The organism is Bacillus sp. AF23, from assembly GCF_020861455.1.
GTDB lineage: Bacteria > Bacillota > Bacilli > Bacillales > Bacillaceae > Bacillus > Bacillus halotolerans.
Genome location: NZ_JAJHVY010000021.1, coordinates 1 through 26,404, shown reverse-complemented (window position 1 = coordinate 26,404; position 26,404 = coordinate 1). Strand labels below are relative to the sequence as shown.

At 43.8% G+C, this 26,404-nt stretch carries 31 protein-coding genes and 1 rRNA gene; 21 read left to right on the top strand and 11 right to left on the bottom strand.

Annotated elements, in window-relative coordinates:
• Positions 1–49: 49 nt before the first annotated feature.
• Complete coding sequence (locus tag LNN34_RS11995) at positions 50–928, top strand: PhzF family phenazine biosynthesis isomerase (protein WP_106295825.1); 879 nt, start codon at positions 50–52, stop codon at positions 926–928.
• An 87-nt stretch (positions 929–1,015) separates the two neighbouring features.
• A complete protein-coding gene (locus LNN34_RS11990) occupies positions 1,016–1,600 on the top strand; it encodes a nitroreductase (RefSeq protein ID WP_229043505.1) in 585 nt (194 codons plus the stop codon).
• A gap of 38 nt (positions 1,601–1,638) precedes the next feature.
• Here LNN34_RS11990 and LNN34_RS11985 read toward each other — a convergent pair whose 3' ends face one another.
• From LNN34_RS11985 to LNN34_RS11975, 3 genes are all read right to left on the bottom strand, one after another.
• The gene (locus tag LNN34_RS11985; RefSeq protein WP_229043503.1) at positions 1,639–1,827 is read right to left on the bottom strand and encodes a YfhD family protein; all 189 of its coding nucleotides are present in this window, start codon (positions 1,825–1,827) and stop codon (positions 1,639–1,641) included.
• A gap of 65 nt (positions 1,828–1,892) precedes the next feature.
• The gene (locus LNN34_RS11980) at positions 1,893–2,003 is read right to left on the bottom strand and encodes a YfhE family protein (protein WP_010333447.1); all 111 of its coding nucleotides are present in this window, start codon (positions 2,001–2,003) and stop codon (positions 1,893–1,895) included.
• Between the two features lie 53 nt (positions 2,004–2,056).
• Complete coding sequence (locus LNN34_RS11975) at positions 2,057–2,968, bottom strand: TIGR01777 family oxidoreductase (protein ID WP_059291606.1); 912 nt, start codon at positions 2,966–2,968, stop codon at positions 2,057–2,059.
• Positions 2,969–3,056: 88 nt separating this feature from the next.
• Between LNN34_RS11975 and recX the strand changes: the two genes are divergently transcribed.
• The 3 genes from recX (at position 3,057) to LNN34_RS11960 (ending at position 5,506) form a co-directional block, all read left to right on the top strand.
• A complete protein-coding gene (gene recX / locus LNN34_RS11970) occupies positions 3,057–3,848 on the top strand; it encodes a recombination regulator RecX (protein ID WP_229043502.1) in 792 nt (263 codons plus the stop codon).
• A 7-nt stretch (positions 3,849–3,855) separates the two neighbouring features.
• Complete coding sequence (locus LNN34_RS11965) at positions 3,856–4,176, top strand: YfhH family protein (protein ID WP_059336060.1); 321 nt, start codon at positions 3,856–3,858, stop codon at positions 4,174–4,176.
• 136 nt (positions 4,177–4,312) lie between these two features.
• A complete protein-coding gene (locus LNN34_RS11960) occupies positions 4,313–5,506 on the top strand; it encodes an MFS transporter (RefSeq protein WP_083244566.1) in 1,194 nt (397 codons plus the stop codon).
• 32 nt (positions 5,507–5,538) lie between these two features.
• Here LNN34_RS11960 and LNN34_RS11955 read toward each other — a convergent pair whose 3' ends face one another.
• A complete protein-coding gene (locus LNN34_RS11955) occupies positions 5,539–5,691 on the bottom strand; it encodes a small, acid-soluble spore protein K (protein WP_010333452.1) in 153 nt (50 codons plus the stop codon).
• 124 nt (positions 5,692–5,815) lie between these two features.
• Here LNN34_RS11955 and LNN34_RS11950 point away from each other — a divergent pair, with 124 nt between their 5' ends.
• Positions 5,816–6,085, top strand: a complete 270-nt coding sequence (locus tag LNN34_RS11950; RefSeq protein ID WP_024120650.1) for a YfhJ family protein — start codon at positions 5,816–5,818, stop codon at positions 6,083–6,085.
• A gap of 35 nt (positions 6,086–6,120) precedes the next feature.
• Here LNN34_RS11950 and LNN34_RS11945 read toward each other — a convergent pair whose 3' ends face one another.
• A complete protein-coding gene (locus tag LNN34_RS11945; RefSeq protein WP_044163733.1) occupies positions 6,121–6,504 on the bottom strand; it encodes a hypothetical protein in 384 nt (127 codons plus the stop codon).
• A 1-nt stretch (position 6,505) separates the two neighbouring features.
• The gene (locus LNN34_RS11940) at positions 6,506–6,718 is read right to left on the bottom strand and encodes a helix-turn-helix transcriptional regulator (RefSeq protein ID WP_010333455.1); all 213 of its coding nucleotides are present in this window, start codon (positions 6,716–6,718) and stop codon (positions 6,506–6,508) included.
• A gap of 192 nt (positions 6,719–6,910) precedes the next feature.
• Between LNN34_RS11940 and LNN34_RS11935 the strand changes: the two genes are divergently transcribed.
• From LNN34_RS11935 to LNN34_RS11915, 5 genes are all read left to right on the top strand, one after another.
• Positions 6,911–7,429 carry an SH3 domain-containing protein gene (locus LNN34_RS11935; RefSeq protein ID WP_229043500.1) on the top strand — a complete coding sequence of 173 codons (519 nt, stop codon included), beginning with the start codon at positions 6,911–6,913 and terminating at the stop codon, positions 7,427–7,429.
• An 85-nt stretch (positions 7,430–7,514) separates the two neighbouring features.
• The gene (locus tag LNN34_RS11930) at positions 7,515–7,847 is read left to right on the top strand and encodes an SdpI family protein (protein WP_044163737.1); all 333 of its coding nucleotides are present in this window, start codon (positions 7,515–7,517) and stop codon (positions 7,845–7,847) included.
• The gene (locus LNN34_RS11925; RefSeq protein ID WP_229043498.1) at positions 7,834–8,697 is read left to right on the top strand and encodes an alpha/beta fold hydrolase; all 864 of its coding nucleotides are present in this window, start codon (positions 7,834–7,836) and stop codon (positions 8,695–8,697) included. The genes LNN34_RS11930 and LNN34_RS11925 overlap by 14 nt, the downstream gene beginning before the upstream one ends.
• A gap of 231 nt (positions 8,698–8,928) precedes the next feature.
• Positions 8,929–9,918, top strand: a complete 990-nt coding sequence (locus LNN34_RS11920; RefSeq protein WP_010333459.1) for a glycosyltransferase family 2 protein — start codon at positions 8,929–8,931, stop codon at positions 9,916–9,918.
• Positions 9,919–9,987: 69 nt separating this feature from the next.
• Positions 9,988–12,573, top strand: a complete 2,586-nt coding sequence (locus tag LNN34_RS11915) for a YfhO family protein (protein WP_229043496.1) — start codon at positions 9,988–9,990, stop codon at positions 12,571–12,573.
• Here LNN34_RS11915 and LNN34_RS11910 read toward each other — a convergent pair.
• Entirely contained in the window at positions 12,570–13,553 is a 984-nt protein-coding gene (locus tag LNN34_RS11910) for a metal-dependent hydrolase (RefSeq protein ID WP_024120657.1), read from the bottom strand. The two genes, LNN34_RS11915 and LNN34_RS11910, sit on opposite strands and share 4 nt — an antisense overlap.
• Before the next feature lie 216 nt (positions 13,554–13,769).
• On the opposite strand from LNN34_RS11910, the gene mutY reads away from it, so the two are divergent.
• Entirely contained in the window at positions 13,770–14,870 is a 1,101-nt protein-coding gene (gene mutY, locus LNN34_RS11905) for an A/G-specific adenine glycosylase (RefSeq protein ID WP_059291598.1), read from the top strand.
• A 22-nt stretch (positions 14,871–14,892) separates the two neighbouring features.
• Here mutY and LNN34_RS11900 read toward each other — a convergent pair whose 3' ends face one another.
• Complete coding sequence (locus tag LNN34_RS11900) at positions 14,893–15,117, bottom strand: hypothetical protein (RefSeq protein ID WP_024120659.1); 225 nt, start codon at positions 15,115–15,117, stop codon at positions 14,893–14,895.
• A gap of 82 nt (positions 15,118–15,199) precedes the next feature.
• On the opposite strand from LNN34_RS11900, the gene fabL reads away from it, so the two are divergent.
• From fabL to LNN34_RS11875, 5 genes are all read left to right on the top strand, one after another.
• Positions 15,200–15,952: an enoyl-[acyl-carrier-protein] reductase FabL gene (gene fabL / locus LNN34_RS11895; protein WP_044163745.1), complete on the top strand. Its 753-nt coding sequence runs from the start codon at positions 15,200–15,202 to the stop codon at positions 15,950–15,952.
• Positions 15,953–16,023: 71 nt separating this feature from the next.
• A complete protein-coding gene (gene sspE / locus LNN34_RS11890; RefSeq protein WP_024120660.1) occupies positions 16,024–16,281 on the top strand; it encodes a gamma type acid-soluble spore protein SspE in 258 nt (85 codons plus the stop codon).
• Between the two features lie 172 nt (positions 16,282–16,453).
• Complete coding sequence (locus LNN34_RS11885; protein WP_215510718.1) at positions 16,454–16,714, top strand: YgaB family protein; 261 nt, start codon at positions 16,454–16,456, stop codon at positions 16,712–16,714.
• Positions 16,715–16,857: 143 nt separating this feature from the next.
• A complete protein-coding gene (locus LNN34_RS11880) occupies positions 16,858–17,388 on the top strand; it encodes a DUF402 domain-containing protein (RefSeq protein ID WP_003223272.1) in 531 nt (176 codons plus the stop codon).
• An 84-nt stretch (positions 17,389–17,472) separates the two neighbouring features.
• Positions 17,473–19,215: an ABC transporter ATP-binding protein gene (locus LNN34_RS11875; RefSeq protein ID WP_229043494.1), complete on the top strand. Its 1,743-nt coding sequence runs from the start codon at positions 17,473–17,475 to the stop codon at positions 19,213–19,215.
• Between the two features lie 73 nt (positions 19,216–19,288).
• Here LNN34_RS11875 and LNN34_RS11870 read toward each other — a convergent pair whose 3' ends face one another.
• Both LNN34_RS11870 and LNN34_RS11865 read right to left on the bottom strand, forming a co-directional pair.
• The gene (locus LNN34_RS11870) at positions 19,289–20,350 is read right to left on the bottom strand and encodes an aromatic acid exporter family protein (RefSeq protein WP_044163751.1); all 1,062 of its coding nucleotides are present in this window, start codon (positions 20,348–20,350) and stop codon (positions 19,289–19,291) included.
• A gap of 219 nt (positions 20,351–20,569) precedes the next feature.
• Positions 20,570–21,859, bottom strand: a complete 1,290-nt coding sequence (locus LNN34_RS11865) for a glutamate-1-semialdehyde 2,1-aminomutase (RefSeq protein WP_044163752.1) — start codon at positions 21,857–21,859, stop codon at positions 20,570–20,572.
• A gap of 151 nt (positions 21,860–22,010) precedes the next feature.
• Between LNN34_RS11865 and bcp the strand changes: the two genes are divergently transcribed.
• Together bcp and perR are read left to right on the top strand one after the other, a co-directional pair.
• Entirely contained in the window at positions 22,011–22,484 is a 474-nt protein-coding gene (gene bcp / locus LNN34_RS11860) for a thioredoxin-dependent thiol peroxidase (protein WP_095714792.1), read from the top strand.
• A 134-nt stretch (positions 22,485–22,618) separates the two neighbouring features.
• Entirely contained in the window at positions 22,619–23,056 is a 438-nt protein-coding gene (gene perR / locus LNN34_RS11855) for a peroxide-responsive transcriptional repressor PerR (RefSeq protein WP_010333472.1), read from the top strand.
• A 30-nt stretch (positions 23,057–23,086) separates the two neighbouring features.
• Here perR and LNN34_RS11850 read toward each other — a convergent pair whose 3' ends face one another.
• The gene (locus LNN34_RS11850; protein WP_127695640.1) at positions 23,087–23,440 is read right to left on the bottom strand and encodes a YgzB family protein; all 354 of its coding nucleotides are present in this window, start codon (positions 23,438–23,440) and stop codon (positions 23,087–23,089) included.
• Between the two features lie 206 nt (positions 23,441–23,646).
• Here LNN34_RS11850 and LNN34_RS11845 point away from each other — a divergent pair, with 206 nt between their 5' ends.
• Positions 23,647–24,531 carry a nucleotidyltransferase-like protein gene (locus tag LNN34_RS11845; protein ID WP_024120667.1) on the top strand — a complete coding sequence of 295 codons (885 nt, stop codon included), beginning with the start codon at positions 23,647–23,649 and terminating at the stop codon, positions 24,529–24,531.
• Between the two features lie 295 nt (positions 24,532–24,826).
• Positions 24,827–26,376 (top strand): 16S ribosomal RNA (locus LNN34_RS11840).
• Positions 26,377–26,404: the final 28 nt, after the last annotated feature.

Sequence of the window (26,404 nt, the reverse complement as noted above, 5' to 3'; positions counted from 1 at the left end):
TATTTTGTTATACTGACAGAGACATTGATGCAGAAAGGATGGCAGGCGAATGAAAGCAGAGGTATTAAAATATGAAGCATTTACGGAAAATCCCGGCAAAGGAAACCCCGCGGGTGTGGTATTGCACGGGGACCATTACACAGAAGAAGAAATGCAGAGAATAGCTGAAATCGCAGGATATTCAGAAACCTCCTTTATTCGGAACAGCGTGGCGGCTGATCTTGAACTCCGTTACTTCACTCCTGGACACGAAATGAATTTATGCGGACATGCGACGGTCGCTTCCCTATACGCATTGTGTGAAAAAGGAAGGCTGGAGATTGGTAAAACGTACAGCATCCAGACAAAAGCCGGTATCCTGCCAGCAAACATTTCTGAAAAAGAGGGTCGCATCCATATCACACTTGAACAGGCTGCTCCGACATTCAAACCATTTACGGGCGACCGGGAAAAGCTCGCGGACGCATTGGGGATTACGGCGGAGGACTTTCATGAGAACCTTCCAATTGTTTTTGGCAGTACAGGCATATGGACTGCAATCGTTCCGCTCAAATCATTAGAAGCCTCTAAAAAAATGGTGCCGAATAACAAACAATTTCCGGATGTTCTAGTTGATCTGCCAAAAGCCTCAGTGCATCCGTTTACCTTTGAAACGATTCACTCTGACAGCGACCTGCACGGGCGCCACTTTTCGTCGCCGTATTCAGGAACAATAGAAGATCCCGTGACTGGCACAGCATCCGGTGTAATGGGAGCTTACATGCAGCAATACGGCCGGTCCGGGCAGCGCACATTCATCATTGAACAAGGACAGGAGATGGGGAAAGACGGAAGAGTGGAAATTGAAATAAATGGAGATAACGATCACATCAAAGTGAACATGACAGGGACTGCCGTTTACTCAGAAACTCGGATTCTTAAAATCTAATATGGCTGACGGTTTACAAAAAGCTGCACTTTCCGTTATGATTATGATTGATAATCATTTTCAATTGGATAGAAAGGGTGAAGCGGTATGCCTCAAGCCGAAAAGATAAATCAAGATTCAGCACTGCGGGATATCATACGCAGCAGAAGATCAATCCGTAAATTTAAACAAGATCCCGTCCCTCCGGCTGTCATCCTTGACATGCTAGAAACGGCAAAATATGCGCCAAATCACAGAGTGACGGAGCCTTGGAGATTTATTTACGTTTCCAGTGAAACAGGAAAAGCAAGCTTGATTAAAACCTTTGCTTCATTTTCTAAAAAATCAAAGCCGGATATGACGGAAGAAAAACTCCAAAACTTCAAAAAGACACTCAGCCGTGTGCCGGGATTTCTGCTCGTTGTATTTCAGGAAGATGAGAACGAAAGAGCAAGAGATGATGATTTTGCGGCAACCAGCTCATTGATTCAAAACCTCCAGCTTCTTGCCTGGGAAAAAGGAATCGGCATGGTTTGGAAAAGCGGAAAGATCCTCTATGACAAAGATGTGCATCAAGCCTTCGGTTTACAGGATAACGAGCGCTTCGCCGCGATCATACAAACAGGCTATCCTGATGAAATGCCGGAAGTGAAAAAACGCACACCGATAAAGGAACGGTTCACCGAGCTGTAAAAAACCCCCTGTCTCAAGCAGAGACAAGGGGTTTTTCATTAACGTTTGCTTTTCGCTCTGCTGTCGGCCGCTTTCGCGCGCTCCTGCGCTTCGCGGTCATCCGCATCAGCAAGTTCACTTGAATATTCCTCGTAAACGCCGTCAGTTTCTCGTTTTAACGCATCGGGAACCTGAGGAAGTTTTTGTTTGTTTTTATCACGGTTTTTGTGAATATGATTTCTGCCCATATCAAATTCCCCCTAAAAAGTGATATCAAACAAACATAGTATCTGCTTTCCGGCGTTATGTATCCCTACTTCCGCTTAGCAGCTTTTTCCGCCTTTTTAAATTCACTCGAATAAAGAACTTCCTGCATTTTCTTCAGGTTGGCTCCTTGCTGGTGCTTCTCCCTCTTCTTTTCCATAAAAGGACCTCCTTCAACCATGTTATTCTTAAGGTTGACGCTTCCTTCCGTTTTTATACAGCCTTTCGGTCCGTCAGCAGCTGCGACAGGGCGAATTCAAGATCTGAATATGTAAAACGGAATCCGGACGTAATTGCTTTTTTAGGCAGAGCGCGCTGTCCTTTCACAATAAGCAGGCTCATTTCTCCCAATGCTTTTGATAAAAAGAATGCTGGAACGGGGAGCCAGTGGGGACGGTGTTTCACCCGTGCAATCGTTTTTCCGAACTGCTTCATTTCAACCGGATTAGGCGCTGTCACATTAACAGGACCTGAGATGCTGTCGTTTTCGATTGCATATACAATCAGCTGGGCGGCGTCATCCACGTGAATCCAGGACAGCCACTGATTGCCCGTCCCGATCGTTCCTCCGGCCAGCAGTTTATATGGCAGAACCATCAGCGGGAGAGCGCCTTTTTCTCCGAGCATCACGCCAAATCTCGCGTAAACCGTTCGAATGCCCATCGCCTCTATATTTTGCCCTTCCCGTTCCCACATATGTGCAGTGTGGCTGAGAAAATCCTCGTCCGACGTGGGGGAGTCTTCTGTAAAGGTTTTTTCAAGGCTAGTGCCGTAAATGCCCACTGCACTGGCTTGAATAAGCGCCTTCGGTTTTTCCGCCTGTTTATGAATAAGCCGCCGTACTTCCCGGGTTGCATCGATCCGGCTGGAGAGAATTTGCTGCTTCGTTTTTTCGTTCCAGCGGCCAAAAATTGATTTTCCCGCAAGATTTACCCAAACATCAATATGAGGAAGTTCTTGTTCAGGCGCAGCTTCTTCAGTCAGCCATTGGACATAAGAGATATTTTTTTGTTCAGTTTTTGGCGCGTTTCTTGATAAAATATAAACATGATGTCCTTGGCGGGTGAGGACGCCAGTCAGATGCGTACCGAGAAAACCCGTTCCGCCCGTCATTGCAATATTCATAAACATCTCTCCTCATCGTTCTGATACCTATACTTTACCTCATTTTGATCATAGAAAACGCGTTTGAGACCGGAGAAGGGAGATTAAAATGCCATTTATTACAAAGATTTCAGCGCAAAAGAAGAATACGGAACGCTTTAATATTTTTCTGGATGAAAAATATGCTTTCAGTGTTGACGCAGATGTGCTCGTGAAATTTGAGCTTACAAAGGGAAAAGAGCTTGATGACCTCGAGATCATTGAGATTCAATACGGAGATGAAGTGAAAAAAGGCTTCAACCGTGCGATTGATTTTTTATCCTATCGAATGCGGTCAACGAAAGAGGTAGAAGACCATTTAAAGAAAAAAGAAACCGCGGCGCCCGTCATTACGGAAGTGATTCATAAGCTGAACGATTACAACTATTTAAATGACCAAGAGTTTGCGGCGGCCTACGTGAGCACTCACAAAAAAACAAACGGAAAAGGGCCTGACGTTTTGTTCAGAGAGCTGAAAGCGAAGGGGATCGATGACGACACCATCAAAGATACACTGAGTTCTTTCTCCTTTGAAGAACAGACGGAAAAAGCAGTTAAGCATATCGAAAAGCTTCTGAAGAAAGACAAGAAACTCTCTTCAAAAGAAATCAAACAGCGAGCACAGATGCAGCTGCAGCGCAAAGGCTTCTCATTTGATGTCATCTCTGCGGCGCTGGAGCAGATTGAATACGAAAATGACGAAGATACTGAAAAAGAAGCGCTGCGTCTTCATGCGGAAAAAGCGCTTAGAAAATACCGTTATGACGGCTCCTATGAAAGTGCCATGAAGGTCAAACAATTTTTATTCAGAAAAGGATTCTCACTCGATTTAATCGAGCAATTTCTGCAGGAAGAGGAGTAGCTGAAAAATGGAGAAACGATACAGTCAAATGACAACGCACGAACTCAATACAGAAATCGCAGGACTTTCTGAAAAAGCAAGGAAAGCGGAACAGCTTGGAATCATAAATGAACTGGCAGTGCTCGAACGGAAAATTGCCATGGCAAAGGCCTACTTGCTGAACCCGGAGGACTTCTCGCCGGGAGAAACGTATGTTGTGGACGGCTCTGAGGACGAGTTCCACATTACCTATTTAAATGGCGTTTTCGCTTGGGGATACAGAACATCAGCTCCCGATCAAGAAGAAGCGCTTCCAATCTCAGTATTACAGCAAAAGAAGCAGGGATAACCGAGAGGCTGAATATCAGCCTCTTTTTTATTTGAGCACACTCAAGGCGATTTTTAGAGAAAAAATGATTGAATTCACCCTGGATTTCTTTTAAGATGGAACTCGTTGTTTTTTCACATTAAAGGAGGCGATGACGTTGAGTATGAAAAATCCATCAGTAAAATTAATTATTTTTGTTCTAATGATCTGCACGTTTTCAATTGGATACACAGAATATGCGGTGATGGGTATTTTGACGTCGATTGCCGATGACTTTCATATACATGTTTCCTCTGCGGGACTCCTTGTCACCGCTTATGCGGCAAGCGTCTGTGTAACAGGCCCGCTCGTCACGATTGTTTCTGTCAAGCTCCCGAGAAAGCCGGTGCTTCTTGGATTGATGGGGATTTTCATCCTTTCCAACCTGATGAGCGCACTGGCACCGAATTTTGCGGTATTGGCGGTCTCAAGAATTTTATCTGCTTCCATTCACGGCGCTTTCTTTGCGATTGCGATGGTATTCGCTAGTGAAATGGTGCCGCCGGAAAAACGCGCCGCAGCCGCTGCGTCTATGAACGGCGGTTTAACAGTGGCTTTGATGCTGGGTGTTCCATTCGGTTCCTACTTGGGTGATGTCCTAAACTGGAGAGTCGTGTTTTCCATCATTACGGTGCTTGGAGTGATCGGATTTTTAGGCCTGATGGCTACTGTGCCGAACAGAAAACCAAAAGTCATCCCGATGCTCATGAATGAGTGGGGAGTATTTAAACATAAACAGGTGCTGTACTCCTTTGCGATTACAATTTTAGGCTATTCAGGCGTATTTATCGCGTATACGTTTATCGAGCCGATTTTAAGAAATTCAGCGGGTTTCAGCACAGTCGGCATTACAGGCGCCCTCTTCGCCTATGGTTTGGGAGGGGTTGCGGGAAACTTCTTTGCGGGAAAAGTGCCGCTTCCTCTGCTGACCCGGACCATGATTGGCGTCATGATCGGTTTGATCGGCGTACTTGCGGTATTTCCGTACATCGCCGTTTATCCGGCCGCAGCCATTGTCGCGACTTTCTTATTTGGAGCTTGCGCATTCGGCACACCGCCTCTTTTGCAAACAAAGGTGCTTTCTTCATCTGAGAACGGCACAACAATCGCCGCAGCTGTGAGCGTGTCTGCATTTAACCTGGCTAATGCGCTCGGCGCTTGGATCGGCGGCATCATTTTAAGCGGAACCGGCTCTTATTCCTGGCTGTTTGCGGGAGGAGCGCTGATGACCGCTTGCGGACTGGTGCTCTCAACATTCGCGCATCTGTCTGAAAAGAAAAGCGTCTATGAGTATCAAGTCAATAAAGGGTAAAAAACAGCTGCACATGTGCAGCTGTTCTTCTTTTATCGTTTGCCGGAGGCTCTCATTTTTTCCTGAGGATGCTGGTTGATTGACCCGTCAGGACGTTTTGAAGCATAGTCGTCCTTCGCTCTCGGTTCACCTTGAAACTTGTTTTCGTTTTCGTAAGGAAATCCTTTTTCTTTATTGCGGACCATGTCATATCCCCCTAGGTTCGAGATCAAAAAGTTGCGTCTTGCCGGATGAAGACGTAAGGTTAGTATATGGAGAACATGAAGTTTTAAAGCGTAATTTTTTTCCTGAAGGAAAGGAGACCACCAAATGAATACGTATATTGAGAAACTGACAAATCTGCTTCTGGAAAAAAACGATATGATCAGCTACATTCAGGCGAAAACATGGGTGGAATTGTTATGGAGCGACTTTGAAGCAACCTATGCAAAAGCCGGACACGCCTACCAAGGCGAAAAAATGACCGAAAAAATCGTCACACAGTGGATTGAGAACTATGGCGGCCAGCTCCACCTTTTCCAAAGCGGCCGTGAAGACGTGAATGATTACTTAAACCAAAGCAGAGGGCTTTTACATTAAAACAGCCTGCCGGCAAAGTACGGCAGGCTGTTTTTTTACACATTTGTATTTAGTACATCACTCATCACCATTCTAAGCATAAAACCAAGAAAAGCAGTATATGCAATCAGCTGCAGATAGGAAAGAGGAAGCATGGATTGATGAATAAGAACAACACCTATAAGCAAAATAACAATCATCACCCAATGTGATATATAGCCCGCGAAATGAGCATTTGAGCGGGTGCGTTGGTCATTCTGAAAGTGTACGTTTCCCCAGAGTTTATTTCTATGAATATGTGCGGCAGAATAAAGAACTCGTGCAGTTCCGATGACTGCTAACAGAAGTGTTAAAGTTGAAGGTGAATGCCAATAAAGGACATACAATAAAATGGGAAGCAAAGTTTGCAAAAATAATCCGGTACGATACGTCATGTTCATATTATTTGTCTCCTTCTATCCAGAATAATTGATCTAATGAGCACTCTAATACTGAAGATAATTTAATTGCAGTGCCTATCGAGGGTTCATATCTTTGTTTTTCAATTGCAATGACCGTCTGTCTTGTCACTTGAATGTTTTCTGCCAGCTGATCCTGTGTCCACCCTTTAGCTTTTCTGTATTCTTTTACACAATTACGAACCCCGTGCTTCATCTTATTTGATCCTCTCTCATTATGTAACGTATACCTTACATAATGTATCATACATAGATTAGAATGTAATGTACACCTTACAAACCTTAACATTTCCTTAACTGTTAGAAAAAATAAACAAAAAGTGTTTTATCCTCCAGGCAATCAGGGAATATCTCTTATATCTTGTCAAAATGCGAGGAGGAGCTATGTATGAAAAAGAAACAAGTATTGCTCGCTTTAACTGCCGCCGCAGGACTGAATTTCACAGCATTTAGCACTGCTCCCGCAGCAAAAGCTGCAACCCTTCAGACCATAAATGTCACCATGCCATCATCAGATTCGTATATGATTAAAGCAGGAAAACTGAATGTCCGGGCTGAGCCAAAACAAAAAAGCGCGATTCTCGGCACAGTATCATCTGAACAGAAAGTCACTGTAAAGGGATTTGCTAATGCTGATTGGGCTCAAATCGAATTCAAAGGAAAAAAAGCATATATTTCAACACACTTCTTAATGAAAACCGCAAGTCAAGCAAAAACAGCAAAGCAGACTGCCTTCTATTCTCCAACACCGGAAAATGGAAAAGCCAAGCAGCTTTCCTCGGGGACAGAAGTCACTTTGCTCGGCTGGGGATTCAGTGAAAACGGAGGATTTGATTTCAGCTGGGCATTCGTTGATTACGGCGGGATAAAAGGCTATATTCCGACAAAGGATTTACAAATACGCTAAATAGACAGGCTCCTGCTTGTCTTTTTGTCTGGATATTGAAACATTTCTTCTTTCTGAACGTAACAATGAGAGAGGAGATGATCGTATGGCATGTTTAATCGGCGGAGGGCTCATGATAATTGCAGGTCTTTTCATCAAATTGTTCCCTCCAAAATCCATTAACAGTGTATATGGATTCAGAACGAGACGCTCAATGTCAGATCAAAAGTTATGGAAGGAAGCCAACCGTTACAGTGCGGCGCTCATGATTCTGTCAGGTTTGATTGTCTTGGGGGCCGGGGTGCTCCTGAGATCAAGCTTTATCATCCTTCAGCTGATCTTGCTTGTTGCTGCTTGTATCATCACTTTTATGCTGACGGAGAAAAGGCTGAAACATATGACGCAAAGTCAAGGAGGAGATTTAAGTGGAAGGAGTTAACAGCCAGTTTGTCAAAACAAATGGAATCATACTCCACGTTGCTTCCGCAGGACCGGAGGACGGCCCGCTTATCGTCCTGCTCCATGGATTCCCTGAGTTTTGGTATGGCTGGAAAAACCAAATCAAACCGCTTGCGGACGCGGGGTACCGGGTGATCGCTCCTGATCAGCGAGGTTACAATCTCAGTGACAAACCGGAAGGAATTGAGGCATATCGGATTGATACATTAAGAGATGATATCATTGGGCTTATTTCGCAATTCACTGATCAAAAAGCAATCGTGATCGGTCATGACTGGGGAGGAGCAGTAGCCTGGCACTTGGCATCAACACGTCCGGAATATCTTGAAAAGCTTATCGCCATTAACATACCGCATCCGCACGTCATGAAAACCGTAACGCCAGTCTACCCTCCGCAATGGCTGAAAAGCTCATACATTGCCTTCTTCCAGCTGCCGGACAAACCGGAGGCCGCGTTAAAAGAAAATGATTATGAGAAATTAGATAAAGCCATCGGGCTATCTGATCGGCCGGAGCTTTTTTCTTCTGAGGATATCAATAAGTACAAAGAAGCGTGGAAGCAGCCTGGCGCCCTGACATCAATGCTGAACTGGTACAGGGCCCTCAGAAAAGGAAGCCTTGCAGAAAATTCCCGCGAATGCCATACAGCCCCTTATCGGATGATCTGGGGAATGGAAGACCGCTTTTTAAGCAGAAAGCTTGCAAAAGAAACAGCAAGACGCTGTCCAAATGGCCATTTAATATTTGTGGATGAAGCGTCCCATTGGATCAGCCACGAAAAGCCGGCCATCGTGAATCAGCTTATTTTAGAATATCTTGAAAACCAATAAGTCAGATTTTCTTTGCACCGTCTGTCGAAATGGCAGACTTTTTCTATGCTTTTTTTTCATACTCTATTTTAATCCTGACAAAATAACATTACATATACTCAAATGTCATACCAAAAATGTAACAAAAAACAGGTTTAAACGACTTTAAAAAAAGGAATAGCCTTACTGAAGATTTGTGTACAATTCCCCTAAGGCAATACTTAAAAAGAATAATAAAAAGAAGGTGCCTTAATGAAGCAAGGATTAATCTCGATTATTATCCCGTCTTACAATGAAGGTTATAATGTCAAACTCATTCATGAATCTTTAAAAAAGGAATTCAAAAACATTCATTATGATTATGAAATATTCTTCATTAACGACGGAAGTATTGATGACACGCTTCAGCAGATCAAAGACCTGGCATCCAAATGCAGCCGAGTGAAATACATATCATTTTCGCGGAATTTTGGAAAAGAAGCCGCGATCTTGGCCGGATTTGAACATGTTCAAGGTGAGGCCGTTGTCGTGATGGACGCCGATTTGCAGCATCCGACCTATTTGCTGAAGGACTTTATTAAAGGCTACGAGGAAGGCTATGATCAAGTCATTGCCCAAAGGAACAGAAAAGGGGATAACCCCGTGCGTTCGCTTCTTTCGTCCCTTTACTACAAGTTCATTAATAAAGCGGTGGAAGTTGATTTGCGTGACGGTGTCGGAGACTTTCGGCTGTTAAGCCGCCAAGCTGTGGATGCACTTTTGAAATTGAGCGAAGGCAACCGCTTTTCAAAAGGCCTGTTTTGCTGGATCGGCTTCGAACAGAAAATTGTTTTTTACGAAAATGTCGAAAGAAAAAACGGCACATCCAAATGGTCATTCAGCAGCCTTTTTAATTACGGAATGGACGGCGTTGTCTCCTTTAACCATAAACCGCTGAGAATATGCTTTTACACCGGCATTTTTGTATTGCTGCTATCTCTTATTTATATCATAGCCACGTTCGTCAAAATTCTTACAAACGGTATTTCTGTACCCGGATATTTCACAATTATATCTGCGGTCTTATTCCTTGGCGGGGTTCAGCTGTTAAGCCTTGGCATTATAGGAGAATACATCGGCAGAATCTATTATGAAACAAAAAAACGTCCGCATTATTTGATCAAAGAAGCAAATATCCCGAGCAAAGATCTGCCTGAAACGAACGAATTGAAAAACATGCGGCGCCTGACCAAACTGCACTGAAATGAATCTATTGCCATTGGCAGTGCTTTTTTGCATGCTTACAGTTAACGGCAAGACTGGAGAATCCTTATGAAAAAAAGAAAACATGTCATGATGTATGCGGCCAGTCTGTTCATAGCCGTTCTTGCGCACGCTTTTTTTGTGAAAGAATGGGCGGAAGGCAGATATATGACAGGTCCAGGTGACGGACTGGCGCAAATGATCGTATTTAAGAAATTATTATATGAACAATACACGCAAGGAAACTTTTTCTATCATTATTCATTCGGACTCGGCGGCGGCACATTCAGTCAGCTTGGCTATTATTTTTCTGCTTCTTTCCTTTTTCTCGCGACAGCCGCCGCAGTATGGCTGCTGCAATCCGTTCATCTCATCGGTGAGGCGGACACGCTTTTTTGGGCACAGTCAGCCGCTTTTATCAGCATTTTTAAGCTGAGTCTGATTATTTTTACAGCAGCTTCTGTTTTCAGCTATTTGCTCAAACGCAGAGCAGCGGCGTTTACGGGTGCTGTACTATACGGAGTATCGATTATTTACTTTCGCCACGAAGCGTATTGGGAATTTTTCACCGATACAATGATTTGGCTCCCGCTTCTCGTGCTCGGAGCGGAAAAAATCATCAGGGAACGGCGTCCGGCATGGTTTATCATTGCTTGCTCACTGAGCTTAATCAACAATTTTTACTTTGCATACATAAATCTGATTTTCATTGGAATTTATATTTTGTTCAGATGGCTGATCAAGCTGGAAGATCATGAAGTGAAAAAATGGGTTCAATGCAGAATGTTTTTAGTCTCGGGACTCCTTTCTTTCGGTATCAGTGCGGCGGTATTTGTGCCGGTGGTTTACGGGTATTTAAATAACCTGCGCCCTCCGTATAATGAAAAAATAGAGTGGCTGAATTTCGATGATAATATTTTATTTTCAAGCAGGATTATCGTGGTGCCAGCCATCTTTTTGCTGTTTTTGTTTGTCATTTCTTTTTATAAACACCGGGTGTTTCGCCTTTTTGCCGGATTGAGCCTTCTGTTTATCCTCTTTCATTTCAGTCCGTACGCGGCAAGCGCCTTTAACGGCTTTTCCGCCCCGCAAAACCGGTTTGAATATATTTTGGCCTTTACAATCGCCGGAGCAGCCGCCGCAGGTTTATCGCAGCTGCAGGAGCTGAGGCGGAAAGAACTGCTTCCCGCCGCAGCGATTGTTCTGCTTCTTTATTGGTATCATGTCCAAAGGTATGAGCTTGATATATGGAAGCCAGCGAATGAAAGCATCCTACTGCTTTTGTTCCTGACAATCGCTGCTTTGTTTGCCGCAGTTTTTGTGAAAAAACGGGCAAAGCTGGCTGTATACGGTGTGGTGATTCTGTCTTCGCTGCTTGTCGCTAACACTTATCAGAAATATGCGCTCTCAGAAGGAGGCGGGCTGGACAGTGTCTCAAAATCCTATATGACAAGCGAAGAATACAAAGGAGACGAACAATCTCAGCTCATCAGACGTGTGCAAAAGGAAGACAACGACCCGCTCATGAGAATCGACTGGATGAATGGCGTCCGCAATAATACTCCGATTATTTACGGATTTAATGGATTCAGCGCCTACTCGAGCATTTTAAACAGCCATTTGCTCTCCTTCTATTGGAATGATCTTCGCATCGATATGGGAAGAGAAAGCGTCAGCCGCTACGCTTCATTGGGGGACAGAGCGAATTTGTACAGCCTGCTTTACGGCAGATATTATATGACGGAAAAAGTAAACGAAGCGAATGTTCCATACGGCTTTACAAAACATATGGAATCAGAGCACTACACCGTTTATGAAAATCAATACATGCTTCCTTTCGCCAAATCAGCAGATAAAGTTTACTCAGAAAGAGATTTGGAAAAATTGCCCGCTCTTGCGAAAGAGCAAGCGATGCTGAAAGGAATTGTATTAGCAGATCCAACTGAAAAAACAGAGCAGCCCCCTGATCTGGCGAATCTGATCTCCAAATCGGATATCACTGCAAAACAAGCTCAATATCAAAACGGACTCCTCACTGTAACTGGAGAAAACGGCGGAGAATTGATCATCACTCCGAAAAAGGCGTCAGCCGGTCCGGGCGATTACTATGTCAGTTTTTATTTAAAAAGCAAAGCAAAAGACAAAGGATTTACGCTAAAGGTAAATGATTATGTCACAACAAGAAAATCCAATCAATCGATCTATAAAACGGGTGTAAATGATTTGACCATCAGAGTGCCTCAATCAGATCATATCTCGATCAGGCTTCCGAAAGGAACGTACGAGCTTTCACACATAGCGCTTTATGAAGAAAATTATCAAACATTAAAAAACGCTGTGTCGCAAAACAAAACAGAGAGAACAGACAGCCTGGAATGGAATAAAAACAAGCTGACATTCACATATCACAATTCCAAACCCCAGTACATCATGCTCCCGATTCCGTATGAGAAAGGCTGGGAGCTGAAAATTAACGGAAAACAGCAGAAAATTGAAAAAGCCGATTACACTTTTATCGGTTTTAAGGCGCAAAAGGGAGACAATCAAATTGAACTCACCTACTATCCGCCATATTTTAAAATATCCGCACTGATGTCTTTCATCAGTCTGCTCTTAGCTGTTTTTTATACAAGACGCAAAAAAGCCCGGCTCTAAATAGAGCCGAGCTTTAATTTTTTCTGAAGCTTTTCTTCGCTGAATATCCAGCCGGTATAAGATGAGCGTATCTCAAGATCATGGCTGATATGAACGATTGCCACAAACGGATAGTGCCCTTTACTCCGATAACGCAGGTCAATAAACCGTACCTCGTAATGATCCTTATACGTATCCACTTCCCACCTGTAAACCGGGGAGAACGACAGAAACGCCGCAATGTTATCATCCTGCTTCGCCGCTTGCATAACGTCGGTTTCAGGAACCGGCACCCGATTAAACGTATCAAGTATCACCACATGCCCGTCCATGCTCCTTCCTACATAAAAAGCATGCGCAGTCGTAACCGCAATCCGCCATTGCCTGAATTTCATCGTCGGTGAAATGATAATGCTTTCGATCTCTTCGTGAATCATCTCACGGAGCTGCCGTTTGATTCGCAGCTGCATCATCAGGCGCAAGATATAATAGCCTGCCAGTATTACGTATAAGGTGAGAAATGTAATACCGGGGCTGCCGCCGACATACCAAACCGCGATGGCAGCCAGATGGCTGATAAATATAAACGGATCAAATGTGTTAATCAGCCCGAGTGCCACCCATTTTTTCGAAAACGGCCGGATGGCTTGTGTTCCGTACGCGTTGAAAATGTCAACAAATACATGCAGCACAACTGCCAGCAATGTCCACAGCCACAGATGCAGAAAATCAGCCTGCGGATAAAATAAATACAAAATCGCCGGAATGATGACAGACCAAAACAAAACGGCGGGAATAGAATGGGTAAAGCCTCTGTGATTTCTTATATAAACAGCATTGTTTTTAAGTTTTAACACAGTATCAATATCAGGAGCCTGTGAGCCCGCAAGCGTAGCGATCATGACTGCGTGAGCCATTGCCGGATCTGTTCCGACAACCGGATCCAGTGTCGCGATTCCGCCGAGGGCGATGCCCATGACAACATGTGTGCCCGTATCCATAGGTGACCTCCTTGCAGGTGTATCCTGCACATTCACTTTTGTAAGACATTACCTATTTTTATATACCCAATCTTTTAACCTGTTTAATCGTTCTCATATGTTTCCGCTTTTTCTTTACTTCTATTTAATGTAACATATTATCGTACTGTGCCCTTAGTGTACAACAAAAAACAGTCTAAAGAAAAGCGGGGCGCGAGAGACTGGGGAGAAACACATATGAACGTACTTGAAGATAAGATAAAACAAAAAGATATACAGCAATTTCAAAATGATTTAATTAACTGGTTCGAAAGAGAACAGCGCATTCTGCCGTGGAGAGAGGACCAGGATCCGTATAAGGTGTGGGTATCTGAAGTGATGCTCCAGCAAACGAGGGTAGAGACGGTCATTCCTTACTTTTTACGGTTTGTGGAGCAATTCCCGACAGTAGAAGCGCTCGCTGATGCCGATGAAGAAAAAGTGCTCAAAGCATGGGAAGGCCTCGGTTATTATTCGCGGGTCAGAAACCTGCAAAGCGCGGTTAAAGAAGTGAAGCAGCAATACGGGGGAGTTGTTCCGTCAGAAGAAAAAGAGTTCGGCGGTTTAAAAGGCGTAGGCCCTTACACAAAAGGAGCGGTGCTAAGCATCGCCTACAATAAACCGATTCCCGCGGTTGACGGAAATGTGATGCGTGTCATGTCGAGAATTCTGTCCATCTGGGATGATATTGCCAAGCCAAAAACAAGAACGATTTTTGAAGAAGCAGTCCGTGCGTTTATTTCAAAAGAAAAACCCTCTGAATTCAATCAGGGTTTAATGGAGCTGGGAGCCATCATCTGTACGCCGAAATCACCTTCTTGCCTGCTTTGTCCTGTCCAGCAGCATTGCTCAGCGTTTGCAGAAGGCACTGAACGAGAACTCCCGGTGAAAAGCAAAAAGAAGAAACCCGGGATCAAAACAATGGCTGCAATTGTGCTGACAGATGATGACGGACAAGTCTATATTCATAAACGCCCGTCTAAGGGACTGCTTGCCAATCTGTGGGAATTCCCGAATCTTGAAACACAAAAAGGAATCAAAACAGAGCGCGAGCAGCTCACTGCATTTTTAGAAAGTGATTTTGGCATAAAAGCTGAAATCAGTGACCTCCAAGGTGTAGTGGAGCATGTTTTCACCCACCTGGTATGGAATATTTCTGTGTTTTTCGGTAAAGTAAAACAAGTGTCGGATACTGCAGACCTGAAAATAGTAACGAAGGAAGAGCTCGAAGAATTCGCGTTTCCAGTGTCACATCAAAAAATTTGGAAGATGGCAGTGGAAGCAGCCGGAGTCATTTAATTCGGCTGCTCGGTAAGAGTCCTTAATCATAACTGACGCGCGTGCCGTGGCTGTAGTCTGCTTCATTGCGCTTCATTCCGCCGCGCGCTTCAATCTCTTGCGTTAATTCACGGTATTTTGATTGGCCTTCTTCGTTCAAGTAAGGCATAATTTGCTGAAAGGCATGATGAAAAAAGGCGAGTTCACTATTTTTCCAGTCCTTTTTGGAAATCATGGTCAATTCGCTCATATCTCGTCCGACATACATAACAGAAGACCCCCTTTAAAGTTCTTGCCATTATTGTTTGTGGAATGAAGAGAACTATACGCTACAAGGAGCTGAGGAAAAAATGGAACAAAATAAATGCGCACTCGTAACAGGAAGCAGCCGCGGCGTCGGAAAAGCAGCGGCGATCAGACTTGCGGAAAACGGCTATAATATTGTCATTAACTATGCACGCAGCAAAAAAGCCGCTCTGGAAACAGCGGAAGAAATCGAAAAACTTGGCGTGAAAGTGCTTACCGTAAAAGCAAACGTAGGCCAGCCCGCAAAAATTAAAGAAATGTTTCAGCAAATTGATGAAACCTTTGGAAGACTGGATGTTTTTGTTAATAATGCTGCATCAGGCGTACTGAGACCGGTTATGGAATTAGAGGAGACACATTGGGACTGGACGATGAACATCAATGCAAAAGCTTTGCTTTTCTGCGCTCAGGAAGCGGCAAAGCTGATGGAGAAAAACGGCGGCGGTCATATCGTCAGCATCAGCTCATTAGGTTCAATCCGCTACCTTGAAAACTATACGACAGTTGGTGTGTCAAAAGCTGCGTTAGAGGCTTTAACCCGTTATCTCGCAGTAGAGCTTTCACCAAAACAGATTATCGTAAATGCGGTATCAGGCGGAGCGATTGACACAGATGCGCTCAAACACTTCCCGAACAGAGAAGACCTTTTGGAGGATGCACGTCAAAATACCCCGGCGGGACGTATGGTAGAGATTAAAGATATGGTCGATACGGTTGAATTTTTAGTGTCCTCAAAAGCTGACATGATCCGCGGACAGACCATTATCGTTGACGGCGGGCGTTCTCTGCTCGTTTAAAAAAATTTTTTTAAAAAAAGGAATAGCCACTCGATCACCTGCACATTCTAATGACCGTGGAGGTGATAACAATGGCTAACTCAAATAACTTCAGCAAAACAAACGCTCAACAAGTCAGAAAACAAAACCAACAATCAGCTGCTGGTCAAGGTCAATTCGGCACTGAATTTGCTAGCGAAACAAACGCTCAGCAAGTCAGAAAACAAAACCAACAATCAGCTGCTGGCCAACAAGGTCAATTCGGCACTGAATTCGCAAGCGAAACGAACACACAGCAGGTAAGACAGCAAAACCAATCTGCTGAACAAAACAAACAACAAAACAGCTAATCACTGAAACAGAAAAAAGCACTTCATCTTCGGGTGGAAGTGCTTTTTTCTGTTTGAAAAACGACAAAACTTGTGAAAGCTCAACAGAATGAGTCAAAGGGTTTGCCAGATCAGAATCGAAATGAGTAATGGTAGAAACGTTTAGACTTTGACCAGGCTGAAGGAGGAACCGATGACGGAATTTGAAAAGCTGGTAATAGAACAGATGAAAACGATGGACAAGCTTCTCGATCTCCAATCAGAGCTCGACCGCTGCAAAGAAATCGAAGCAGAACTCCGGCACTTGGAAAGGGATGCAGGGCTGCGCGGTATTCAGGATGAAATTGCGGTAAAACGAAAACATCTTGCTGATATACAGGATACATTTCAAAAACAGACAGAGCAGGTGATTCGTTCATATCGCAGCTCAGAAAAGCCGTCTTCCTATGTGTAGAGCAGGAATGTGCCATTCCCAAGCCGGAATGGCTCTTTTATTTTCATTTTTCAATTTGTAACGTTATAATAGGTAAAAGACGTTGTCGGTAAGCAAATTTGGACATACTAACTGTAGGGCTTTATAGAAAGTAGGGGAGAAATATGGGTTATCCCAAGGAAGGAGAAACCATTCAAATTCACAGCTATAAGCATAATGGGCTGATTCATAGAATTTGGAATGAGACAACAATCTTAAAAAGTACAGAAATGTGTGTCATCGGAGCCAATGACCGGACGATGGTAACCGAATCAGACGGCCGGACATGGATAACCAGAGAGCCCGCAATCTGTTATTTTCACGCAAGACAATGGTTTAATGTCATCGGGATGTTGAGGGAAGACGGGGTTCATTATTATTGCAACATCAGTTCTCCGTTTGCCTATGATGGCGAAGCAATTAAATATATTGATTATGACTTAGATGTTAAGGTTTTTCCTGACATGACTTACAATATTCTCGATGAAGACGAATATGATGATCATCGGAAAGCCATGAATTATCCAAAAGAAATTGACAGTATTTTAAGAGACTACTTAAACACGCTGCTCCATTGGATTCATCAGCGGCAGGGCCCGTTTGCACCCGAGTTTGTCGATATGTGGTATGAACGGTATTTGCGCTATACAAAATAATGGTTGAGTAAAAACCTGTTGCGGGGTACAACAGGTTTTTCACATGGGCTCACACACATCATGATAAAGAGAGGGGGAATCAACGTGGGGGTTATGAAACGCTATATGCAATTCGTCAAACCTTATAAGAAGCAAATTTTCATTACAGTATTAATCGGGATCGTAAAATTCTCCATTCCGCTTGCTCTCCCATTGCTCCTGAAGTACGTAGTTGACGACATTATTCAAGGAGGCGGCACGGCCAGTGACAAAACAACGTCATTGTTCACCATTATGGCGATCATGTTCGCCTTATTTTTAATTTTGCGCCCGCCTGTTGAATATTATCGGCAATATTTTGCCCAGTGGACAGCCAGCAAGGTACTCTATGATATAAGAGCCAAGCTGTTTGATCATATACAGAAGCTGAGCCTTCGTTTCTATGCGAATACTAGAACAGGGGAAGTCATTTCCCGAGTCATCAATGACGTGGAACAAACAAAGGATTTTGTGATCACAGGTCTGATGAATATATGGCTCGATATGCTGACGATTTTGATCGTGATCTCTATCATGCTGTCACTGGACGTTAAATTAACGCTTATTTCCATCATTTTGTTTCCGTTATACGGTATATCAGTGAAGTATTTTTACGGCCGTTTAAGAAAGCTGACAAGAGAGCGGTCACAGGCGCTTGCTCAAGTACAGGGGCATTTGCATGAACGGATTCAAGGCATGCCGGTGATCAGAAGCTTTGCGATAGAAGACCATGAGCAGGCCAACTTTAACGAAAAAAACAGCCATTTCTTAGATAAAGCAATCCGTCATACGAATTGGAATGCCAAAACTTTTGCGGTTGTCAACACCATTACAGATCTGGCACCGCTCATCGTGATTGCATTTGCCGGCTATTTTGTCATCAACGGACCGCTGACAGTCGGAACGATGGTTGCGTTTGTCGGGTATATCGACAGAATGTATAACCCTGTCAGAAGGCTGATTAATTCTTCTACAACCTTGACGCAGTCAATCGCTTCAATGGACAGGGTATTTGAATTTATTGACGAGCCGTATGAACTGACTGACAAACCAAATGCCATCAAAGCTGACCATATCCGCGGAGAAGTCGAATTTCGTAATGTGTCGTTTCAATATGAAGAGGGAAAAGAAAACATCCTTCACGATGTATCTTTAAAAGTAACCAGAGGAGAAACCGTAGCCCTCGTTGGAATGAGCGGCGGAGGGAAATCCACGCTTGTCAGCCTGATTCCAAGGTTTTATGATGTATCAAGCGGCAGCCTATTGATTGACGGGACAGACATTCGGGGGTATGAAGCAAGAAGCCTGCGCAATCAGGTTGGCATGGTGCTTCAGGATACCTTTTTATTCAGTGAAACGATTAGAGAAAATATTGCGATCGGAAAACCTGATGCCACGCTTGAAGACATTATGGAAGCCGCAAAAGCAGCCAATGCACATGATTTTATTATGAATTTTCCGGAAGGGTATGAGACCCGTGTGGGAGAAAGAGGCGTTAAGCTCTCAGGGGGACAAAAACAGCGGATTTCCATTGCGCGTGTATTTCTGAAAAATCCGCCGCTGCTGATCTTGGATGAAGCTACTTCAGCTTTGGATCTTGAAAGTGAGCACTACATTCAAGAAGCGATGGACAAGCTGGCGAAAGACAGAACAACTTTTGTTGTGGCCCACCGCTTATCAACCATCACACATGCGGATAAAATTGTCGTCATGGAAAACGGAACAATCATCGAAACAGGAACCCATGATGAACTGATGGATTATGACAGTCAATACAAGCACTTATTCACAATCCAAAACTTGAACTAAACATTGATCTTATATCCTTTTATCAAGGATATAAGATTTTTTTGTATAAAAAAACCCGGTGATGTCAACCGGGCTACTCTTCTATTTCCAATTCGCAGTCTTTTGGATGGTACGTTTGAAAGCTTGTAATAAGTGTTTCTAAATGTTCAAGCTGCTCGCGATATTCCACAGCGCTTGCCATAATATTAAGCATATTATAATCAAGAAGCTCATCATCAGAGTTGCGCTGGTTTCTAAGAAATGACTTTGTCAGCAGCTGTTTGTATTGGATGCCTTCTTCATCTGTATCATCATGCGGTTTAATTTTGCCGACAAACCTCATCAAAATCCGCTCGTGCCAATAAAGCAGGTAATCAAGCTCTTCAGTCAGCGTTTCCTGAAACTCTTCAGGCATATGATAAATCTCGTTTTCCAGGCGATGCAGCTTCTTCAGCGTGTCGAGCGCCCGGTTTGCGGTTATTATCGACTGTCTGAACAGGACAAGTTTTCTTGATTTCACGTAAGTCGTTTTCTTAAAGTAGCTTCTTTCTTCTTTATATAGAAGATATGTCTGATCAAGCTTGATCATTTTTTCTTTCAATTTTTCAATATCCTCTTTCAAAATCGAATGCTCTGTTGACTGGCGCATAATCAGCCTGATCCATTTCATAATTTCTTCAGTGTTTTCGACTGTGTTATGAATCAGCTTTGTCTCGTACTTAGGCGGCAGGAACACCAGGTTGACGATAAAGGAAGAAAGTACCCCTAAAATGACTGTGCTTGTTCTGATCAGCGCAAACATTAAGAAGTCGTCACCGGCAGATTCTAAAATCGCAATAACTGTAACAAGAGCAATCGAAATCGTATGTTCAATTTTAAGCTTCAGCATTATGGTAATAACAATAACTGCTGTCAATCCGATCATAATCGGACTGGGTCCGAAAATAAGACCGAACACTGTGGCGATAACAGCTCCGATAATATTTGCCTGAACCTGATCAATAATAATAAGAAAAGAGCGGTAAATTGACGGCTGGATCGCAAATATCGCTGCAATCCCAGCAAAAATCGGTGCGGGAAGTCCGATCCACGAAGCTAAATAAAGAGCCAGCGTAATCGCGATCCCTGTTTTGAAAATGCGGGCACCAAGTTTCATTGGTTTGTGCGTGCATTCCTTTCTATAATAAATTGTTTGACCTAGCAAATGGCTAATCATTAAAATTCCCTGTGAGTTTATTTGCTAAACAATTAAGTAATATACAGGGATCAATACAATTATTCAAGCTATTTTTCAAGAAAAAGACCAAAATCTTACACGCTTTTTAAAAGTACAAAAAAACAGGAGCTTTAAGCTCCTGTCCAGGGATGTGCGATATTACTTTTTAAGATGTTTAAAAGCATCCTCAACAGCAGCAAGCGTATCTTTAATATCCTGCTCTGTATGCGCTGTTGTAATAAACCACGCTTCATATTTGGAAGGTGCGAGATTAATGCCGCGCTCAAGCATCAGCTTGAAAAACGTAGCGAATGTTTCACCGTCACTGCGTTCTGCCTGATCGTAATTTTCTACTTTCTCATCAGAGAAGTAAACCGTCAGCGCACCCTTTAACCGATTGACTGTTATTGTGATGCCGTGGGTTTCTGCGTGTGCCAAAATGCCTTCCTCAAGCATAGCGCCAAGATGGTCAAGCTTTTCATACACGCCTTCCTCTTTCAGCACTTCCAGGCAAGCAATGCCGGATAAAATAGAAGCGGGGTTTCCGGCCATTGTTCCTGCCTGATATGCAGGGCCGAGCGGTGCGACTTGCTCCATAATTTCTTGTTTGCCGCCATAGGCTCCAATTGGAAGTCCGCCGCCAATAATTTTTCCGAGTGCAGTTAAATCCGGTTTCACTTGTAAAAGATCCTGAGCACCGCCATACATAAAGCGGAAAGCAGTAATGACTTCATCATAAATAACGAGGGCGCCCGCATTGTGTGTCAGTTCGTTTACTTGTTCTAAGAAACCTTCTTTTGGCTCAACGATACCGAAGTTGCCGACAATCGGTTCAACGAGAACCGCTGCGATTTCACTGCCCCATTTATCTAAGGCCGCTTTGTAGCTGTCAATATCATTAAATGGAACTGTAATGACCTCGTTTGCAATGCTTTTCGGTACACCGGCTGAGTCAGGTGTGCCCAGAGTAGACGGACCGGAGCCGGCCGCTACGAGTACAAGATCTGAATGGCCGTGATAACAGCCTGCAAATTTAATAATTTTGGTGCGGCCTGTGTAAGCACGAGCCACACGGATGGTCGTCATCACAGCTTCTGTCCCTGAATTGACGAATCTTACTTTATCCATAGCGGGGATGGCTTCCTTCAGCATCTTTGCAAAAGTAACCTCATGTTTTGTCGGTGTTCCATATAATACACCGTTTTCCGCGGCTTTTTTAATCGCCTCTGTAATATGCGGGTGGGCATGTCCGGTGATGATTGGCCCGTAAGCCGCCAAATAATCAATGTATTTGTTTCCGTCGACGTCCCAAAAATAAGCGCCATTTGCTTTCTCCATTGCAACAGGAGAACCCCCGCCAACTGCTTTATATGATCTTGAAGGGCTGTTTACACCGCCGACAATATGCTCTAATGCTTCACGGTGAAGTTCAACTGATTTTGTATACAAAAATAATAACCTCCTATATCTCCTTGCGTCCCCTCTATTGTAGCATGCTTCCAGACAAGAACAACGGATTCAGGCTCAAGATACAGGGTCATAGTTGTAATCTGGACAAGAATTGGATACGCTTAATACAAAAACATCCGGAGGTAAAGAAATGACTATTGAAATCGGACAAAAAGCGCCTGAGATTGAGTTGAAAGGCGATCATGGGGAGATAGTAAAATTATCGGATTATGAAGGGAAATATATCGTCCTTTACTTTTATCCAAAAGACATGACACCGGGATGCACAACTGAAGCCTGCGATTTTCGTGACAGCCATGAAAACTTCGCTGAGCTGGATGCTGTGATTATCGGCGTCAGCCCGGACAGCGAGGAAAAACACGGGAAATTTAAAGAGAAGCATAATCTGCCGTTCTTGCTGCTTGTCGATGACGAACACAAGCTGGCGGAGGCGTTTGATGTATGGAAACTGAAGAAAAACTTCGGAAAAGAATATATGGGGATTGAACGCTCCACTTTTTTAATTGACAAAGAAGGCCGGCTCATTAAAGAATGGAGAAAGGTAAAAGTGAAAGACCATGTAGCCGAAGCGCTCCAGACGCTGAAAGATATGTCGGGAAAGTAAAATCGTCAATCAGCCTCATAGCATATGCTGCAACTTTTACCCTAATATCAATTGACAAATTATCGTAAAAAGAGTTACACTAATTATAAACATTATAATGTAAGAATCTTTTTTAGAAGAGAGGTGCATGACGGATGGCTGCACATGAACTAAAAGAAGCCTTAGAAACGTTGAAGGAAACCGGAGTTCGCATTACTCCTCAACGTCATGCGATTCTGGAATATCTCGTTAACTCTATGGCTCATCCAACAGCGGACGATATATATAAAGCTCTGGAAGGAAAATTTCCTAACATGAGCGTAGCGACGGTATATAACAACTTGCGTGTGTTCCGGGAATCCGGCCTGGTAAAAGAGCTCACATATGGTGATGCTTCCAGCAGATTTGATTTTGTTACATCCGATCACTATCACGCCATTTGTGAAAGCTGCGGTAAAATTGTGGACTTCCACTATCCCGGCCTTGATGAAGTAGAGCAGCTTGCTGCACATGTGACCGGCTTTAAAGTAAGCCACCACCGTTTAGAAATTTACGGCGTCTGCCAAGAGTGTTCAAAAAAAGAAAACCATTAAAATAAGCTGACCGCGAAACGGTCAGCTTATTTATTTCGACATTTTCTTCTTATTATAAGACTCATCAAATTCTTTTCCTTCTAAGCTTTGATCTAAAGTCAGCGGCTCTCTGCAATGCATACACATATCTACTCTGCCTAAAACCTTGGTCTCTTTTTTACAGCCCGGACAAATGACCCGAACCGCTTTGGTCGAGAGCATGCCGATCCAAAAATAAACAACCGTGCTGAGCCCGATAGATAAAAGCCCAAGTATCATAAACAAACTCGAAAGCAAAACGGATTCCTTAAAAAAGATCCCGATGTACATAATGATAAACCCAACGAAAACCAAACTTAACGCAAACGTTCTGATTTTATTAATTTTGCTGGAGTATTTCGCCATGTCCATCCCCCTCTGAATTAAATATAGCACAAACCCGATGGTATTTTCTTCATGTTTTCGTTTGAAATGGAATTTAAATATGGAGACTTGCTTTGAAATTGTTTATAATAGTTCAATGTGTTTAGAAAAAAGGAATTTCGATTTAACCATAGAATTGAATCAAATAGAGAATAAAAAAATTGAACAATTGCATTGGAGGAATAGTGATGGAAAATCTTCTCCGTCCAATTTACCAAGAAAGAGCAAGTCATCCCAATACATTGGCTGTTATTATGATTGAGAGAAGAAACAAAACGTCTTCCATAACAGATAACTTTGATGCCGCTTTGCTTGTCATTGTAAAGCAGTCTGATAAGCCTGTTTTTATAAAGCATTATGAATTTGATCACAAAACAGCCTCTTTGCATGTGATAACTGATGCTCAGGTTCAAGAATGGATTTTGCTCGGCACAAATAGAAGAATCATAGATTGGATTGTAAACGGAAGAGTCATGTTTGACCGCAATGAGTATATTGCTGAGCTTATCGACAGGCTTAATACTTTTCCGTTTGCAGAACGTAAACTGAAGATCGGCCTTGAATACGGCAAGTTAATTAGAAGATACGTTGAAGGAAAAGCTTTCTTTGAAGCCAATCAATTTTTAGATGCCTATAATGCAGTAGTCCATGCATTGCATCACCTAGCACGTATTGAAGTAATCGACAGAGGATTCCATCCGGAAACCACTGTGTGGAGTCAAGTGCGTCAGATGGAGCCTCAAGTGTACAAATTATATTCCGAGCTGATTGAAAGTCACGAAAGCTTGGAAAAAAGACTTGAATTATTATTCTTAGCAAATGATTTTCTGATTCATTCTAAAGCTGAGATTGGTTCAGCACATCTTTTCGAAGTAATGAAAGAAAAGGACATATGGCAATTTAGCGAGCTTCTTCAGCATCCTGACTTAAAACATTTCACTCAAGACCTTGGCGTCATGCTTGATTACCTGACAGAAAAAGGTCTTATCAGCGTGTGCCGAATTGAAACCAAAGGACAGGCTGTCTTTCATCGAGGATATTCTTTTAAAAAAGATGTTGACTCTGATTCCTGAGCATGGTATATTATTAAACGTCGCTGATGCGCTTCTGAAAAAACAAGCTCACAGCGGCGGAGAAATAAAATAAAAAACATTTGACAAAATAAAGTCGAAATGTTATACTGAAAAAGTCGCTTCTTAAAGAAGTAACGGATGATCTTTGAAAACTAAACAAGACAAAACGTACCTGTTAATTCAAGTTTTATTATAAATCGCACAGCGATGTGCGTAGTCAGTCAAACTGAGGTCTGCACGATGCAGATCACGCAGATGTTACCACAGGATGTGGTGAACTCAATCTGCGATCCATTTATCGGAGAGTTTGATCCTGGCTCAGGACGAACGCTGGCGGCGTGCCTAATACATGCAAGTCGAGCGGACAGATGGGAGCTTGCTCCCTGATGTTAGCGGCGGACGGGTGAGTAACACGTGGGTAACCTGCCTGTAAGACTGGGATAACTCCGGGAAACCGGGGCTAATACCGGATGCTTGTTTGAACCGCATGGTTCAAACATAAAAGGTGGCTTCGGCTACCACTTACAGATGGACCCGCGGCGCATTAGCTAGTTGGTGAGGTAATGGCTCACCAAGGCAACGATGCGTAGCCGACCTGAGAGGGTGATCGGCCACACTGGGACTGAGACACGGCCCAGACTCCTACGGGAGGCAGCAGTAGGGAATCTTCCGCAATGGACGAAAGTCTGACGGAGCAACGCCGCGTGAGTGATGAAGGTTTTCGGATCGTAAAGCTCTGTTGTTAGGGAAGAACAAGTACCGTTCGAATAGGGCGGTACCTTGACGGTACCTAACCAGAAAGCCACGGCTAACTACGTGCCAGCAGCCGCGGTAATACGTAGGTGGCAAGCGTTGTCCGGAATTATTGGGCGTAAAGGGCTCGCAGGCGGTTCCTTAAGTCTGATGTGAAAGCCCCCGGCTCAACCGGGGAGGGTCATTGGAAACTGGGGAACTTGAGTGCAGAAGAGGAGAGTGGAATTCCACGTGTAGCGGTGAAATGCGTAGAGATGTGGAGGAACACCAGTGGCGAAGGCGACTCTCTGGTCTGTAACTGACGCTGAGGAGCGAAAGCGTGGGGAGCGAACAGGATTAGATACCCTGGTAGTCCACGCCGTAAACGATGAGTGCTAAGTGTTAGGGGGTTTCCGCCCCTTAGTGCTGCAGCTAACGCATTAAGCACTCCGCCTGGGGAGTACGGTCGCAAGACTGAAACTCAAAGGAATTGACGGGGGCCCGCACAAGCGGTGGAGCATGTGGTTTAATTCGAAGCAACGCGAAGAACCTTACCAGGTCTTGACATCCTCTGACAATCCTAGAGATAGGACGTCCCCTTCGGGGGCAGAGTGACAGGTGGTGCATGGTTGTCGTCAGCTCGTGTCGTGAGATGTTGGGTTAAGTCCCGCAACGAGCGCAACCCTTGATCTTAGTTGCCAGCATTCAGTTGGGCACTCTAAGGTGACTGCCGGTGACAAACCGGAGGAAGGTGGGGATGACGTCAAATCATCATGCCCCTTATGACCTGGGCTACACACGTGCTACAATGGACAGAACAAAGGGCAGCGAAACCGCGAGGTTAAGCCAATCCCACAAATCTGTTCTCAGTTCGGATCGCAGTCTGCAACTCGACTGCGTGAAGCTGGAATCGCTAGTAATCGCGGATCAGCATGCCGCGGTGAATACGTTCCCGGGCCTTGTACACACCGCCCGTCACACCACGAGAGTTTGTAACACCCGAAGTCGGTGAGGTAACCTTTATGGAGCCAGCCGCCGAAGGTGGGACAGATGATTGGGGTGAAGTCGTAACAAGGTAGCCGTATCGGAAGGTGCGGCTGGATCACCTCCTTTCTAAGGATATTTACGGAATATAAGACCT